This window comes from Candidatus Bathyarchaeota archaeon (assembly GCA_026014585.1).
Lineage (GTDB): Archaea > Thermoproteota > Bathyarchaeia > Bathyarchaeales > Bathycorpusculaceae > Bathycorpusculum.
Genome location: JAOZIA010000022.1, coordinates 174,448 through 190,419 on the forward strand (window position 1 = coordinate 174,448; position 15,972 = coordinate 190,419).

Annotated in this window: 11 protein-coding genes and 1 pseudogene; 4 read left to right on the forward strand and 8 right to left on the reverse strand. The window is 45.1% G+C overall.

The features are described 5' to 3' along the window. The first annotated feature begins 34 nt into the window (after positions 1–34). A complete protein-coding gene (locus NWF01_07665; protein MCW4024895.1) occupies positions 35–451 on the forward strand; it encodes a secondary thiamine-phosphate synthase enzyme YjbQ in 417 nt (138 codons plus the stop codon). 652 nt (positions 452–1,103) lie between these two features. Here NWF01_07665 and NWF01_07670 read toward each other — a convergent pair. Continuing rightward, positions 1,104–1,661: pseudogene (locus NWF01_07670) on the reverse strand (nicotinamidase). Between the two features lie 138 nt (positions 1,662–1,799). Here NWF01_07670 and NWF01_07675 point away from each other — a divergent pair. From NWF01_07675 to NWF01_07685, 3 genes are all read left to right on the forward strand, one after another. Beyond that, the gene (locus NWF01_07675; GenBank protein ID MCW4024896.1) at positions 1,800–3,329 is read left to right on the forward strand and encodes an NAD(P)H-hydrate dehydratase; all 1,530 of its coding nucleotides are present in this window, start codon (positions 1,800–1,802) and stop codon (positions 3,327–3,329) included. A 37-nt stretch (positions 3,330–3,366) separates the two neighbouring features. Continuing rightward, on the forward strand, positions 3,367–3,867 hold the full coding sequence (locus NWF01_07680) for a DUF367 family protein (GenBank protein ID MCW4024897.1): 501 nt from the start codon (positions 3,367–3,369) through the stop codon (positions 3,865–3,867). 256 nt (positions 3,868–4,123) lie between these two features. Continuing rightward, a complete protein-coding gene (locus tag NWF01_07685; protein MCW4024898.1) occupies positions 4,124–4,795 on the forward strand; it encodes an HAD family phosphatase in 672 nt (223 codons plus the stop codon). 22 nt (positions 4,796–4,817) lie between these two features. Here the strand turns inward: NWF01_07685 and NWF01_07690 are convergent, their stop codons facing one another. From NWF01_07690 to NWF01_07720, 7 genes are all read right to left on the reverse strand, one after another. Further along, a complete protein-coding gene (locus tag NWF01_07690; protein MCW4024899.1) occupies positions 4,818–10,445 on the reverse strand; it encodes a DUF3320 domain-containing protein in 5,628 nt (1,875 codons plus the stop codon). Between the two features lie 107 nt (positions 10,446–10,552). Then, entirely contained in the window at positions 10,553–11,158 is a 606-nt protein-coding gene (locus NWF01_07695; protein MCW4024900.1) for a DUF1638 domain-containing protein, read from the reverse strand. A gap of 61 nt (positions 11,159–11,219) precedes the next feature. Next, positions 11,220–12,326 carry a flippase-like domain-containing protein gene (locus NWF01_07700; protein ID MCW4024901.1) on the reverse strand — a complete coding sequence of 369 codons (1,107 nt, stop codon included), beginning with the start codon at positions 12,324–12,326 and terminating at the stop codon, positions 11,220–11,222. A 62-nt stretch (positions 12,327–12,388) separates the two neighbouring features. After that, positions 12,389–13,132, reverse strand: coding sequence for a class I SAM-dependent methyltransferase (locus tag NWF01_07705; GenBank protein MCW4024902.1), 744 nt, complete (start codon positions 13,130–13,132; stop codon positions 12,389–12,391). Positions 13,133–13,137: 5 nt separating this feature from the next. After that, the gene (locus NWF01_07710; GenBank protein ID MCW4024903.1) at positions 13,138–14,091 is read right to left on the reverse strand and encodes a hypothetical protein; all 954 of its coding nucleotides are present in this window, start codon (positions 14,089–14,091) and stop codon (positions 13,138–13,140) included. A gap of 101 nt (positions 14,092–14,192) precedes the next feature. Then, positions 14,193–14,606, reverse strand: a complete 414-nt coding sequence (locus NWF01_07715) for a Zn-ribbon domain-containing OB-fold protein (protein MCW4024904.1) — start codon at positions 14,604–14,606, stop codon at positions 14,193–14,195. Then, complete coding sequence (locus NWF01_07720; protein MCW4024905.1) at positions 14,606–15,781, reverse strand: thiolase domain-containing protein; 1,176 nt, start codon at positions 15,779–15,781, stop codon at positions 14,606–14,608. Before NWF01_07720 ends, NWF01_07715 begins: the two co-directional genes overlap by 1 nt. Between the last annotated feature and the right edge of the window lie 191 nt (positions 15,782–15,972).

Consider the following 15,972-nt stretch of genomic DNA (forward strand, 5'->3'; position numbering starts at 1 on the left):
AAAGCCTTAAGCTCAAATAATCTTGGAGATGAACATGTCTGAATTCAAGGTTTTCAACCAAACAATCCATTTTAGCACCCAAGGCGATATCGACTTTATAGACCTAACCGAAAAAACTCAAAATGCCGTAAACACCTCAGGCATCAAAAACGGCATCGTCCACGTCTTTGCCCCCCACGCAACAGGCATCCTAATCCTAACCGAAAATGACCCCGACCTGCTCAGCGACATCAAAGACTTCCTCCAAGAACTCGCACCCAAACACGGCACCTATAATCACCCTTCAAATGCCCATGCACACCTACGCTCTATGATGCTGCCACCTGACAAGACGTTGCCTGTAATCGGGGGACGCGTGGAATATGGAACGTGGCAGTCGTTGCTTTTTGTGGAAACCGACGTTTACCCACGCAAACGAATGGTTATAATTCAGGTTTTAGGTGAGCAGTAGTTTCTGCTTTTCGCTTTTCACATTCTGGCTTTTCGTAATTTACCATGCTATTTTACCTATTAAATGATAAACGCATAAGTTAGTAAGCAATTTTTTAACTGTTTATTGTAAAAAGTGACCATACGAAATTTTTTCGTTCACTATCACAGTTTCTACGGCAAAGATTTCAATCCAACAAAACAAATTCAGCCACAACAAGACCGCCAGTCACCTCATGCTGAAACAAAAAAGGAAAAACACATGAACAAACCAACGTCTTCAACCAAAAACCTCAGCTACAAGTACACAAATAAAAAAATCTCCCAAAATTTATGTCTTCATGTCAGTAGGTTACCAAAAAAATGCTGACAGAATCCTGAAAATCAGCAAAAACCCGGACAGTCACATGAAAAAAGAGGTTTGACCAGAAACGCGACCGCAAAGTCTTAAGGGACTAACTTTTACAGTTTCATGATTATATAAGGTTCGTTTTACTTCGAAAAATGGGAGCTTATTGCTCCGTTTTTATGCGGGTTGAGCCTTTTGGTCGCATTCGGGCTTTCTTTTTGCTGTCCTGTCGTGCAAGGGGTTTTTCTCCCAGAACATCAGATTCAAGCTCATCCAGCGAGAGCACATCAACAGCCTCTTGAAAATCCGTTGAAACAGCCTGTTCAGCGCCAGCCTTAACCATCTCCTCAACTGCACGCTCCACATCTCCCGGGTTCACATCTATACCCCTGATAGCATCCATGAGCACAATTGTTGGGTACCCAAGCTTTCTTGCATCCAAAACCGTGTTCACAATACAGTAATCAGTTGCCAATCCACCGACAAAAAATCGTACAACATCCTTCTTTTTGAGTTCATCTGCAAGGTTTGTTCCGTCAAAGGCTGAATAGGCTTCTTTATCTGCACGTGTCGCTTTTGAAACGATTACAGTTCGTCTTGACAGTTTAAGGTCAGAATGAAACTCGGCACCTCTAGTGTTTTCGACGCAGTGAGATGGCCATGGTCCGCCTTGTGCTTTGAAGCTCATGTGGTTTGGCGGGTGCCAGTCGCGGCTGGCGATTACAGTAGCCTTTGCATTTTCAAAAATTTTTGAGTATGCATTTAGGATTGGTATTACCTGGTTTCCGTTCGGGACGGGAAGTGCGCCTTTGTCGAGAAAATCATTTTGGATGTCAGTTATCAACAAGGCGTCTTTGTTTGAGACTATGAAGTTTTTTTGCAAAAGTTCACTCTCAAAAATATTTAGTGAAAGGTTCCGAAATAAACTTTTCTTGAAAAACAAGGTTACAACTGTGTTTTGGTGATGCTTTTGTATACGAGACAGTTAGGCTTATCTTATATTTTCACTCAATAGTACCCCATGCGACCTCAAAAGACAATAACAAGCAACCAAATGAGAACCCTAGAAACCAACGCACAATACTTTGGCATCACACTTACCCAACTCATGGAAAACGCTGGCGCCAACATAGCAAAAGAAATAGTAGAACGCGTCAGCAAAGACAAAAAAATAGCCATTTTCTGCGGACTAGGCGGAAACGGCGGCGACGGTTTTGTTGCTGCACGACATCTACTCGCCCAAGGCTACAATGTGCAAGTGTTTTTGGCTGGAAAAAGCCGTGACATCAACCATGAATCCGCCAAAACAAACTTTACCATACTGCAAAACCTAAACGGAGCTGTCCCAATCAGGGAAATCACGGACAGTTCAGCAATTCCCAAGGTTGAAGCCGATACCCTTGTAGACGCATTGTTGGGAACAGGCAGCAAAGGAGCCCTCAAAGCACCCATAGCTCAAATAGTTCATCAGATTAACAACTTAAAACACTACACCATCGCCATAGATGCCCCAACTGGAATCAACTCAGACACTGGTGAGGTGCTGGGCACAGCAGTCAAAGCTGACTTAACCATAACATTCCATAAGGCAAAAGCTGGCTTAGATAAAGCCAAAAAGTACGTGGGTCAACTGGTTGTTGCAGACATCGGATTACCCAATGAACTAGAAGGTTTTGCGGGCCCAGGCGATGTAGACGCAGTGGTTAAGGGTCGCGAGGCATCTGCTCATAAGGGCGATTTTGGCAGGTTACTGGTTGTTGGCGGTAGCGAAGTGTTTAGTGGAGCACCCACACTAGTGGCGTTGGCTGCTATGCGTGTTGGCGTGGATATTGTTTATGTTGCGGCTCCTGAACGGGCGGCGGTTGCGATTTCTTCATTGAGCCCTGACTTAATCACCATCAAACTCAAAGGCGCAAACCTAAACCCCGACAACATAGCCGAACTCAAACCCTACCTTGACACAGTCGACGCCGTAGCGATTGGTCCAGGTTTAGGCTTGGCAGCGGAAACTAAAAAGTTCGTTAAAGCTTTCATCGAGGAAGTTGAAGCTGCAGGTAAACCGCTTTTGATAGACGCTGATGGACTAAAAGCGTTTGCCACATTCAAACGTGCCCTAAAGGTACCCGCAGTTTTGACACCGCATGCCAGCGAATACGCGATTTTAACAGGTGACAAACTACCGGGTACAGAGCAGGAAAATGTTGAGGCAATTATGAAGGCTGCTAAGAAACTCAAAGCTGTCCTGCTGGTTAAGGGTAAAGTGGACATAATCTGCAGTGCTGACCAATCAAAACTGAATTTCACAGGCAACCCAGGCATGACCGTGGGCGGCACAGGTGATGTTCTCTCTGGCGTGGTTGCAGCGTTGTTAGCACAAGGCATAGACCCGTTTGCGGCGGCGGTTGCTGGAGCGTTTGTGAATGGGGCTGCAGGCGATTTTGTTGCAAATCAGATGGGTTTTCACATGGTTGCTACAGATGTGGTTGAGTGGATTCCTGCGGTTTTGGAGGATCCAATGAGCCACTTGAAGGTGAAAGTGCCTGGAAAATGATGAGCAATCTCCCGTTTCTTTTCCTGTAAAAATCAGCATTTACCATGCAGCGCAGGATGACCCAAAAAAGAACACCGCACTACGGCTAAAACGTCGTGGAATCGCTCGCATCGTTTCAAAGGTTCGGTTTTTGCCCAAGCGCTCCATTGTGCTAAACCCGTTTAGTGAAATTGCGTTGTCGCCTGCTGACCATGACCGCATAGGCGAGTTTGGAGTGGCAGCGCTAGATTGTAGTTGGGAGCAAGCGCAGAAAGTCATGGGTGAACACGTAAGAGGCACCAGCCGATGCCTGCCGATTCTGCTAGCAAGCAACCCTGTGAACTTTGGCAAACTCACCAAGCTCTCCACAGCGGAAGCGATAGCGGCGGCGCTCTATATTGCAGGCTTCAAAGAGGAGGCGCAGATGGTTTTGGAGATTTTTCCGTGGGGTCACACGTTTTTTGAGCTTAATCAAAAGTTTCTTGACAACTATGTGCAGGCTAAGGATAGCGCTGAGGTTGTGCAGATGCAAAAGCGTCTTTTTGAGGGTAAACGTTGAGTAGAAGTGTGTTTTGGGGATGCTTTTGTATACCGAAGGCATTTTCAACATTTAATGGCTTGAAATATAGCCATTACAGACCGACCCCTCTATCGTTTCTGCATAGATCAACTATTTGGAGCCTAATGGGTGCCAAATAGAAAGGTTGTTTGAAAGTTGCTATTCACTTAGCGACAAATAAACTGTGGTTTACCGTAAAGTATATGTTTGTTGCCAAATCTGAAAAAGCAAAACCACCCTAAAGGATGCATCAGCAATGGCAATAAAAGCAGTAATTTTCGATTTAGATGGCACATTAGCCAATTTCAACCTTAACTACAAAACCCTACGTGCGGAAGCCCGAGGCATCCTCCTTAAGGCAAGCGTGCCCGCCTCACTTTTAGCAGTTAACCAAAGCATCTTTGAAATGCTCAAACTCACAGAAATCTACTTCAAAAAATCACCTTCAGCATACGAGCAGGCGCGAATCAAGGTTTTGGAAATCACAGATAAGTTCGAGCTGGAAGCTGCCCAAACCACCTGCCTAATGTCAGGCGCTGTTGAAACCTTAAAAAACCTAAAAAAGCAGGGCATAAAAATGGGGTTATGCACCATCAGTAGCCAAAAATCAGCTAATCATATTCTGCACCGTTTCAAAATCGCGGAGTATTTTGAGGGGGTGGTTTCGCGTGAGCAGGTCAAGCATGTTAAGCCGCATCCTGAACAGGTTGAGTTGGCACTCAAAGCCCTTGATGTCGCCGCAGAGAACACTTTGGTTGTAGGGGACAGCATCGCAGATGTTAAGGCAGCCCAAGAAAGCAAAGCTGTGGCCGTTGGCATTCCAACAGGTTATAATACGCCCCAGCAGCTTACAGAAGCAGGCGTAAACTACCTAATCACAGCCTTAACAGATTTGCCAGTGTTGATAGAAGAAATAAACAAAGCTTAGCTGTAACAAAAAAGGGAAAGGGTTAGGCTGCGGTTAGCACGTTGTCCTTGTAGACAAGACGTCGTTCCCGTACGAGTTGCTCCAGAATCTCAGAAAACCGTTCTTTAGCAGACTCGCCTGAATGGTTGATGCCAAACACTTTGGCGGTTTCTGAAATCAAAGATTCCTCGCCTATGCCTAAGGCGTATTTGGCGATTTGTGTCATGGCTTCTTCGACTTCTTCAGGTGGGATGTATTCAGGTTTGCGTCTGCTCTCGGGGATGCCTTCAACTGGAACGCGGATGGGGACTTTTTTGAGCAGTGGAGGCCAAATAAAACTGCCTCTAAAATCAGCTTTCTGTTCCCGAATCAGGTTATTGAGCGCATCTTTAACCGCATGAGTAACATTAACCGTGACTCGTTCTACACCCCAAGCAGCGGCTAAGCGTTCTACGGCGTAGTCAAAGTGAATTGGTCCCTCGTTTTCGATGAGCTCCTGTAGTAGGCGGGTTTGGATTGAGTGATTCTCAGGGTAGTGGAACTCATTTTTCTGTTTGGAGTTAATGCTTCCTCTTGCACTGTCAACTCGAATGTAGGGGTCATAGACTGCTTTGATTGGGTGAGTTTTGTAGGGAACGCCGAGTTTTTCGATGCCGCCGAATTTGACTTTGCGGAAAGTGTTCTGTGCCAACATGTCTTCACGGGTTTCCACGATGGGTTTTTGCGCTACATTGTCGAGGTGGAGTTTATGGGCTTGTGCTAATGCCTCTTTTAATCGTTTAATTTCGCTGTCTCGTCTTGAAACCCACGCGGGACTCCAGACACGGTAAATATGCCAGCCTAAATTGTGCAGGACTTGCTCGCGGAGGCGGTCACGGTCTCGGGCGCTGTTGCTGCTCTTGTAGCTTGCACCATCACATTCCACACCCATAAGGTAATATCCGGGGTTTACGGGGTCAACTACGCCAAGGTCAATACGGTAGCCGCTGCAACCCACCTGTGGAACTACTTGGTAGCCCATCTTTTTGATTTCCGCCGCGATGTCCTCATCTAAGGCTGAGTCAAACTCGCCACGTTTCACCTTTGCCAACTGCAAGGCTTCAGGACCTTTCTCAGCATATTCCAGATAGCCTCTAATGGTTTGCACTCCGACGGCTTTCACGTCGGGGTCGATGTCGGTTGCTTTTATGGATGTTACCAGTACGACTTTTTCGCGTGCTCTTGTGACGGCAACGTTTAATCGGCGTTCTCCTCCAGGCTTGTTGAGGGGTCCAAAGTTCATGGTTATGTTGCCGTTTTGGTCATATCCATAGCCTACACTGAAGAATATGACGTCGCGTTCGTCTCCTTGCACATTTTCAAGGTTCTTTACAAAGAAGCCTTCGAGGCGGTCTTCGATGAAGAACTTTTCAAACTCGGGATTGTCCTTTAAGCGTCGGTCAATGGCTTCCTGCACGGTTTCCATCTGAGCAATACTAAAGGTAACTACGCCCAATGTTTTGTTGGGGTAACGACTGAAGTGGTCAAATACGAGATCAGCGAGACGTTCAGCTTCTTTGGGATTGTCACGTTTGCCGCCGCGGTCATAAATGCCGCCTTTTACATAGTCCAGTTTTACGCCTAAATTGTCAGTTTTTGCAGAGGCTGACGGGAAGGTGATGAGTGTGTTTTCGTAGAAGCGGTTATTGGAGAATGCGATGAGTTCTTCATGTTTGCTTCTGTAGTGCCAACGCAACGTCTTCACGGGCAAACCAACACCCAAACACTCGTCAAGGATGCTATCAAACACTTCCACGTCATCATCGCTGATTTCATCCCAGTCAAAATCTTCCAGTAGGCTCTTTTGGAAGAACGAGGTTGGGGGAAGTTGCTTGTTGTCTCCTGCAACCACAAGGGTTTTGCCGCGGTATATGGAGCCGATGGCGTCTTCGGGGACAATTTGGCTGGCTTCGTCAAAGAGTATTAGGTCGAATTTGGAGGATTCGGGTGAGAGGAATTGGCTTACGCTGATGGGACTCATGAGGAGGCAGGGTTTTAGTTTGACAAGTAGGTTGGGGATTTTCTGTAGCAGGGTGCGGATGGGCATGAGGCGGCGTTTTTTGGCTGCTTCTTTGAGTAGGATGTTGGCTTCAGAGTCGCCTGCTTGGATGATGATATCTTGTGGTTTGCGGCTGTTGGCTTCAGAGATTACCCTGTAAGGAGTTAAGCGAATGAGGTCTTGGTCGAGTTTTTTGAAGTCCGCGATGAGTTGTTCATGGTTTTCGCGGCGGAACTGCCCCAGCAGGGGGTCTTGGGTGTAGAGGTTGTTTATCCAGTCCTGTAGGGCACCCCGTTTGAACACGTCAACAAGGGTTGGTGATGCGGGATGGTTTTCAACTAAGGCATCAAAGAATTTGTCTAAGCCGCGTAGGCTGAAGCGGTTTTTGATGTCTTTAAAGTCAATCCAAACTTGCAACTCATCCACTCGAGCACGCAAACTCATAATCCGCTCAATGATAACGGCAGTTTGGAGGGTTTTGAGTGGCTGGTTCTGATACATCAAGTCTGATTCGAAACGGTTCTCAAGGCTTGTGATTGCTCTTTGGGAAGCCTCAAGCTGGGTAATTAATGCCGTGTTTTTAGGTGCGGCAGCGGGTCCTTGAGCGGCAATTTCTGCGTAAGCCATGGGTACCGCAACTTCGCCAAAAACCGCTTTGATTTTGCCTGCCCAATCCAGAACTAAGAGGATTCCTGCCCAGTCCGTATCTAAGCCTTGGTATCTTTGGCCGTATTTGGAGGTGAGTTGGGCGCGTTCATCAATAATGGATGCTTCTTTGATGCGTACGTTTTGGGCGTCTTTTAAGTCGCTTATTAGTTGGTTGTATGTTTTGGGCTGTTTGATGCAGGTGTCTAGGGTTTCATTGGTTAAATCCTGTAGGTAAACGAGGTGGCGCTCGATTTGGTTTGCCCACTCTTCCAACTCGGGGAAGGAGCTGTGGGTTATTGCTCGGTCGGAGGTAGGAAGTTTTTCTGGGATGATGTCTGTTAGGTCTTTGCTTTGAGTTTCCCAAGTGATAATGGACTCGTTTAGTTCATTGCCCAGATGTTTAACCATGGGTGAGGGGTTAGCTTGGCATGTGCACAGTTTAGTCAAAGTCTCAGGCAGAGGTTTAACCCATGAGAGCCTGTGTATTTCCTCGGTTGCTTCTATCGCCTTATTCACTCGTGACCACGAAGTTGAAGTGCCATTGTAGAAGCGCCCCAGCACTGCTTTTACCTTTTCAGCATTAGCTTCAATTTCATCATCTAGCAACACAAGTTTTCTGGCATATACCAAGTCTTCAGCTACAGTTTTGGGTACCCTACCGTCTATAGTGACTTTGCTGATTTCTTTTTGGTCACTGCGGAAACTGCCGCTTAAGAAACGGCTAACACCCTGGTAACTGTTGTTGTAGCGTGAAATTAACTCGTCAAGGTCTAAATCAAAAAGTTTAGGCGTATAAAGCTGCTCAAGACGCTCCTTGATGCTGTTGTATTCTTCATAGGTTTTTTCTGCTTTAGCCGCCAAAGTCTTTAGCTGCTCAAACGTGACGGGATTAAACCATTCTAACTCGGGCTTGTCCTCGCCAAAACAGTAAACCGACAACTTCGAAAGTGCCTTTGCCTGCTCAATTGTTAAGTGCTCAGCAGTTAACCCGTAGATTCCCGCAAGCGCGGTGGCGCTATCAAGCCATTTTCTGGATTGCGCCCCAGTGGTTTTGATGAAGGTTAAAAGTTTTTCATATTTCGCCAGTAGTTCACTCTCACCCAAATCCGTATTTGATAGAGGCTTGCTTAGCGCGTGTAGGGTCTGAGTAAGTTCTTGTGCGCGGTTTAATACTAAACTAAAGATGCTGGGTTGGTAGCAGGTCATTAGCCGTGCTTTGGTGGTTTTTATATAATCGCAGGTTTGGCTGTATTCTTGGGCTTCTTCGATGAGTTTAGCAGTATCCTCGGTTAACCAGTTTGCTTCGGGCTTAGGACTTTCAAAGAGGTACTTGCCTACAGAGAGTAACCAGCTGACCCGTTCAAAACTGTCAGGTGCCTCAAGACCCAGCTTAGATGCGTATGATGCACCTTCAGCTTGGAACTGCGTTAGGGTTTGTGCTATGTCTTCAAGAAACGTGAGTAGTTCGGAACGAACTTCAAGATTGTATTTGCTTGTTCGGTAGCCGCGCCATGGAAAATCTGGCTCCTCAACCACTTGCCAAACCTTGCTAAGCTGAGAAACTAACTCCTCAATATCTTGCATTTTCTGAGGCGTCAACAAGGCAACACCAGATAAGCCCACAGGGATAAATGGCACCCGCTCTAGACTGGAGATTTCACCCAGCACATCATAGGCGCTCCGTTGCAGATACGGGCGTTGCTCATGCAAAGCGGTTACATACCCGTTGAGTTTGTCTCGGTAATCAGTCATTTTCTGGAAATCATGCTCAGCAGGCAACTTCTTTGGAACCAAATGTTCCTCCAAAGCACGTTTGAGTTCCGCCACGACCTGTTGCTTGTTAGCTTTGCTGCTGTGAAGTTCTAAACAAAAATGTGATAATCCGACCTCGTTGAGGCGTTTGTAGACAACTTCGAGCGCAGCCATTTTGTCGCTGACAAACAGGACGGATTTGCCATGTGCGATGCATTCGCCGATTATGTTGGCGATGGTTTGGCTTTTTCCTGTGCCGGGTGGGCCAATCATTACAAAACTTTGGCCACGTAGTGCGTATTCGATGCTGACGCGTTGGCTGCTGTCTGCGTCTAGCACTTGGAAGGTTTTTTGGGGCTGCTCGATTTTGTCTACGTCTTTTTCTTCAGGCAAAGAATTCACGATGAGACTGTCCTCTTTTATGCCTGTTATTGCGCGCACGATTGGATGCTGAGTGACCATGTCAGCGTTAGCTTCAAGGTCTTTGTAAATAACTAGCTTGTAGAAAGAGAAAAGGCCTAAATCGATGGATTGCTCGACTTTCCAACCGTTTTCCGCAACCGCTTTTGCTACTGCGTCAAAGTAGCTGTTTAGGCTTTGGTCTTCCCAGTCCTCTGGAGGTTCAGGTAATGTTACTTTGAAGTCAACTTTTAATTTAACTTGCAGTGCAGGGTTCAAAATCACGTCTTCTTCAACAGGTGGTATGTTGATTGTGTAGGGTTTACGCATGGATTCTCGTGTTATCTCGATAGGCACCAACAGTAACGGTGAAGAAACAGACTCCTTGTCAAGGTCAATCCAGTTTAACCTGCCAAATGCCACGTACAAAATGCGAACACCACGTTCACGGTAATCAAGAAGTGCTCGTCTCTGCAAGTTTTTGATAATTTTTTCTAACTCTTCCCTCTTTACCCCTTCACTAACCAGTTGTCCAGGCAACGGACTTTTAGGTTCCTCGGGCAGGACTGCTTTTGCAGATTTTTTAGGAGGTTTGTAACCGTTTTTTTCGGGTTCGTCTGCTTTTTTCTCTTCTGGTGGCAGCCAGAACTCAATGTGTTTTTTATTGTTCACAAGCCCTTTAAAAATTGATTCAGCATCAGGTGCAGTGATGCGTAGGCTTGTGCGTTTTGTTTTGTGAAAGTATAAGAGGTTATTTTTTCTGGATAGGTCGATGAGTCTGGATTTCCAGTCTTCAACTCGACGCATAGGTTGAGAAGTAAGAGTTTGCGCCATTTAGTGTGCCACCTTAAGAGACAGTAAAATGTATTGGTAATCTGTATCTTTAATACTTGCGGTTTCCCCGCCGAAAATTGCAGGGACTAAACTACACAGTAAAATCGCTACTTCTCAATTGCTTCCATGAGCACTTTTTTGAGTTCTTCAAGCCCAATATTTCGTGTTTCCAACAAACAAAGCCCCATATCCAGCTTTTCCAGTTCCGCCTCAAGCTTTGAGGCGTTCTCGCAAGTGTCTAAAAGCACGACTCCTTTAATGCCGCTGAACATGTTTTTGTACGTCGCTTCATCAAGACCTTCTTTTACAAATTTTTCTTTCGCATCCATGAAAAAATCTACCATGCCTGGACCCATAAACATCAAATTATGATTGGGGTCTGCGTCAAAAAATTTTCCTTTCCCACCCAATTGGCAGTCAATACAGTTTACAGCATCCACTTTAGCAACGCTGTATTCCTCGGCGAGTTTTTTCATTTCGTTGTCTTGTCCCAAACACAAGTCACCGTAAACCAGCACGATTTTGCCCTTAAACCGTTTCTTGGTGTACTCTAAAACTTTGCGCAGGTTACTTTCAAGCGCGTTGTAGTCCACATGGAAGTTTTTACTGACAAACACTAATTCAGCATCCAAACAACCCTGCTTAACTAATTGTTGAAGTTCACGTTTTAGGACACTGCAAGAAACCAAACAAATCTTGTCTTGACTATTCAATTTAACTCTTCAAAAAGAAATAGTATTTATCGGCATAAGTATTTTCCCTGCTAAAAACGATTTAGGACCTGTTTTCCTCTGTTAGGTTTACAGGCGGATTTACAGGTTCAGTCTCTTTAACAGGTAGCTTGGTGCGTGGCGAAAAAACTACGTGGTGGAACGCAACATAAGAAATTGCTGTTTTCAGCCAGAAAATCACGACGCCGCCGAGCAACGCCACAGAAACGCCTAACGCAAAGGGCACGCCTAAGGCTTTGTAGATTTCGCTGGTTATGATTTGAGCGTACCCGATGAAGGCGTATCCTTGGGCTTCAATGTTTCCTCCGATTGCCCTAACAATTATGACTTTATCAACAGGGATTAACTGTCCAAGCGATGCAAATACGAGCAGCAAAGTTAAAATTTCAAAGCCCCACGCAAAAAATGAAAGTATCATGGGTTTAGTGAGCATTTTTGGGTTTTTAAGAAGGATAACCATTCCTTCGTGATAATCGCCCAATGCCTTGAGTATCTTTGACTGTAAAGCAACCAGAGAAGGTCGCTTTTTGCCGTTGCTGGTTAAGAAATCAAAAAAGGCATTTACTACTTTTTGGGCTGCCGAAGGCTTAAAGCTGGCGGCAAGCAGGATAAGCAAGGGTAAAGTCAGCATAATCATTATGCCGCCAATTGTAATGAGAAGTACACCTTCAAAACGGTAATTTAACAAAAGCAATGCCACGCCAACAAGCATGTTGCCCAAATTGAATATTGCTTCGTACATGTTTTTTGCAACAACTGAAGCCACAGCCTTGCCGCTTTGCACGTTTGGGTCCCTATTTAGCAAATAAGCCTTAAACAGGTCACCTGACCAGCCGCCTGGAATCAGGTTATCGATGAATATGCCTACCCAGTATAGGTTGAAGGTTCGGCGGAAACCCAGTTTAATGGATAAGGCTTTGAGAAGTTCAAACCAGACAAGCGCATGCAAAGTGAGAGAGATGATTACGCTTATTATTGCAAAAACGTAAAAGGCCACATTAACTTTTGAAATGACAACAAACAGTTGCCCTATGCCGACATAATAGAAAAGATACAAGACCAGAGCAGTGTAGCCTATTAAAGCTGCAAGAAGAATCCATTTTTTAACAGAAGGAGAAATAATGGGAGAAGTACTTACTGCCATTTTCATTTAATAATTAATGGCGGGCTTATTTCAGCGTTCCCTAATAAAAGCAAAAGAAACCCTGAAGATTATTGCAGCTTAGAAACCACTTTTTTGCCCACCACAAAGATATCCCTTGCAGAAGCTACTGGGCCATCACTTGAATGGAAAAGAGAATAATCCACTATGGAAAAACCAGCTTTCTGCAACTGCTCACGCAACGTCTCTAAAGAAAAAAAATGAACAGGCAACTTACCCTGCTTATTGTCAATAAGCGCGTTGAAGTCTTCTTTGCTGATTTGGGTCTCACAAAATACGCCGTTGCAGAGTTCATCTTTAGCATAATAATCCTGCCCTTCAGAATACGACACAAGCAAAAACAGCAATCCATCAGGTTTAGCAACCATGTTTAACTTTTGCAGGATTAAAGAAACCAAATCTGTGTTAGTGTGCTGGATTATGTGACTGCACAAAATTACATCAAAACTTTCGCTACTCCAATTTAATTCCTCAATGGCGGAGATTTTAAAGGTAACCTTTTGAGTAAACCCCTGCTCTTTAACAAGAAGCATTGCTTTTTCAATTTGGCTAAAGTCAGGGTCAACAGCTAAAATTTGGTCAAAGAACCCTTGAAAACGTGGAAGCAGTCGTCCTGTTCCGCATCCTGCGTCTAAAAGCCAAGAGCGCGGTTTTTCTTTTATGTATGTTTCTATTTGGTTGAGGATTTGGTTCTCTTCATTTTGCCATTGCTCTGGGAACTGTTTGATTAGTGAACCTGTGATTTTGTCGTCTTTGTCGGGGTAAGTGTAGGTTTCTTTTTTTGGTTTGGGCATTTTGTTTACTCTGACAACGGGTTTTTTGTGACTTCAGCTTTTTTGTCATGAACAATAAAAGAGTACTTGTTGCAGTCATTATGCCATACGCCGTCTTCAGTTTTGCAAGCTATAAAGGCATACCACGCCTTATCTAGATATGTGGGGTCTGGACGATTTGTCCAGTTTGAATCAATTGTTTGCTCTTTTTTGATTTCAATCTCCTGATTAGGTTTGATTACTTGTCCAGGAAACGCAAAAAAATCAAAACCTAAGGGTCCACCTTCAGGTGTTCCACCTGGGGGTCTGAGCGCTATCACGATACTTTCTAAAGTTACGGGTTTATCACCCACATTTCGAAGAGTCCCCTTCATAGTGACTTTTTGACCAAGAGAAACTTCTTTGGGAATCTCAAGTTGTCCATACCGTATCGGAAAAAGAGTAAGCCATTCTTTGTGAGAACTTTCCGTGCCGATTTTGGTGTATTTCTGAATTAGCATCATCGTGTTTAGGGTTACTTGCCTGATTTCGTTGTTGATGGTTTTTAGGTCTTCGGTTTTGTGGTTGATATTGAAGTGCTGGTCAAACTGAGAAATCTGTTTAACATAGCTATCGTAAGCAACTTCAACTTGAACCTGATCACCTAAGTTTGTTTGAACCCGGTTCATTGAAAAACGAAAAACCGTGAAAATATCCGCAAACCCCGTTACAGAAAGCAGTAGGGTCACGTCAAGTCTTCCACCTAAGGCAGCATAAACTGCACCTATAAACATAACAACTGCAACACCGATAAGAATCCAATTCATGGCTAAAATAGACCAGAAGGTGATGTTTATTCGGCTTATTATACCCTTAAACCGGAGGTTTGACTGCGTCATGGAGTTGCAGACTTGGTCTAAAATTTTTTCTTGAAACGTGGGGTCGATACTGTTTTTTTCTTCAGGTGGACTTTTGGCTTTTCCAGATAAATCATCAGGCAAACGATAAACCCTAAAGCGATATTGTAAGCCTCTGTTAATATTAATTGTGCTCGAACCCAGAGAACGCAAAACAAAGAAACAAAAAAATAAGAAAGAAAAAACTACTGTTTTTCTGCAACAGCCTTAAAGCAGTACCTTTGCCACTGCGGCCACGTCTGCGGTGTACTACAAGCACCAAAATCCAAAGCAAGTTCCATGCCGATTTCAAGCTGTTCTTGCGTGACACCCTGAATTATGCCGGGGATTTTTAGACCAATTCCAAACTCGACAATGCCAACTACGTAGGGAGCCATGCTTTGGAATTGTGCAGGGGCAACATTGATGACTGTGTAGGTGAGAAGTTTACCTTTTCCAGAAATCTGCATCCATTCAAACTCGCGGCCAAGGCAGTTGTCGCAGATGGGTCTTGGGGGCAGATGGATTTTTCCGCATTTGAGGCATTTTCCCGCCATCAGTTTTTGTTCTTGTAGAAACTTGTAGAATTGTTCAATCGTGAATTGTTCTGTTGCGCTCATTACTGGTCTCTCCTGTAAATGTGCACAGACGCTGTGGCGCCTGACCCGCCGATGTTGTGGGTTAACCCGACTTGTGCATCTTTTACTTGACGCTTATCAGCTTGCCCTGTCAATTGCAGATACATTTCATAAGCTTGCGCGGTTCCCGTGGCTCCTACTGGGTGACCTTTAGATTTTAAGCCTCCGCTGGTATTAACGGGAATACAGCCATCCAACGCTGTTGCTCCACGGTCAACGAATTTGCCTGCTTCACCCGGTTTGCAAAAACCAAGGTCTTCATAAGCGATTAACTCTGCAATGGTAAAGCAGTCATGGACTTCGGCAAGGTTAACCTGCTGCGGTGTGATGCCTGCCATTTTGTAGGCTTCTTGTGAGGCAAGTTTAGTGGATTTTAGTGAGGTTAAGCTATCGCGTTCGTAGAGTCCTATGGCGTCTGTTGCTTGACCGCTACCCACTATGTGGACGGGTTGGTCGGCGTATTTTTTGGCTAATTCAGGCTTGGTAAGTATGATACAACTTGCACCGTCTGTGATTAGGCTGCAATCGTAGAGTTTAAGCGGCCACGCCACATACTTTGAACCCAACACGGTCTCCAATGGGACCTCTTTTTGCATGTGTGCTTTGGGGTTTAAGGAGCCATTATGATGATTTTTAACGGCTACTTTGCCGAATTGAGCTTCAGTTGTGCCATACGCGTTCATGTGAGCGGTTGCCATCATCGCAAATAATCCTGGAAAAGTGATGCCGTGGAACTGCTCAAATGGGTAATCAGCGGCCATTGCAAGGTACTCGGTGACTTCAGCGGTTGTGCGATGAGTCATTTTTTCAACGCCCCCCACGATAACCACATCGGTTAAGCCTGAAAGCACAGCGTAAATACCGGTTCTGAGCGCGGCTCCTGAGCTTCCACATGCCGCTTCAACACGGGTTGCTGCGATTCCTCGGAGTCCAATCCAGTCGGCTATGGTTGCGCCTGTGTGGCCTTGGTGCTCATAGTTTTCTCCCATGTGCCCGATGAACATGGCTTTTATGTCATTTTTGGGGTCAAGTTTTGGGCATCGGCTGAATGCTTCGGATGCGGCTTCGGTGAAGATTTCGCGGTTTAGGACGCCTTCACGTTTGCCAAACTTGGACATTCCGGCGCCGATTATGCTGACTAATGGTTTACCGTTCAAACCAGATTAACCTCTCTCTGATGCCTTTAGAAAAGTACAATGGCAACATAAAAACCATTAACCCAAAAAACAAGTTTCTTTTTAAACAGGATTCAGAAAAGCCACTTAACCATCAACCTTTCTATTTGCCGCCTATTAGGCTCCAAATAGTTGATCTATGCAGAAACTATAGAGGGGAGAGAGCTAATGGC

What these genes read in the sequence shown, in the direction of transcription:
- NWF01_07700 (MCW4024901.1), bottom strand. Translation starts at nt 12,326, where the DNA reads ATGAAAATGGCAGTAAGTACTTCTCCCATTATTTCTCCTTCTGTTAAA.
- NWF01_07715 (MCW4024904.1), bottom strand. Translation starts at nt 14,606, where the DNA reads ATGAGCGCAACAGAACAATTCACGATTGAACAATTCTACAAGTTTCTA.
- NWF01_07705 (MCW4024902.1), bottom strand. Translation starts at nt 13,132, where the DNA reads ATGCCCAAACCAAAAAAAGAAACCTACACTTACCCCGACAAAGACGAC.
- NWF01_07685 (MCW4024898.1), top strand. Translation starts at nt 4,124, where the DNA reads ATGGCAATAAAAGCAGTAATTTTCGATTTAGATGGCACATTAGCCAAT.
- NWF01_07675 (MCW4024896.1), top strand. Translation starts at nt 1,800, where the DNA reads ATGCGACCTCAAAAGACAATAACAAGCAACCAAATGAGAACCCTAGAA.
- NWF01_07690 (MCW4024899.1), bottom strand. Translation starts at nt 10,445, where the DNA reads ATGGCGCAAACTCTTACTTCTCAACCTATGCGTCGAGTTGAAGACTGG.
- NWF01_07665 (MCW4024895.1), top strand. Translation starts at nt 35, where the DNA reads ATGTCTGAATTCAAGGTTTTCAACCAAACAATCCATTTTAGCACCCAA.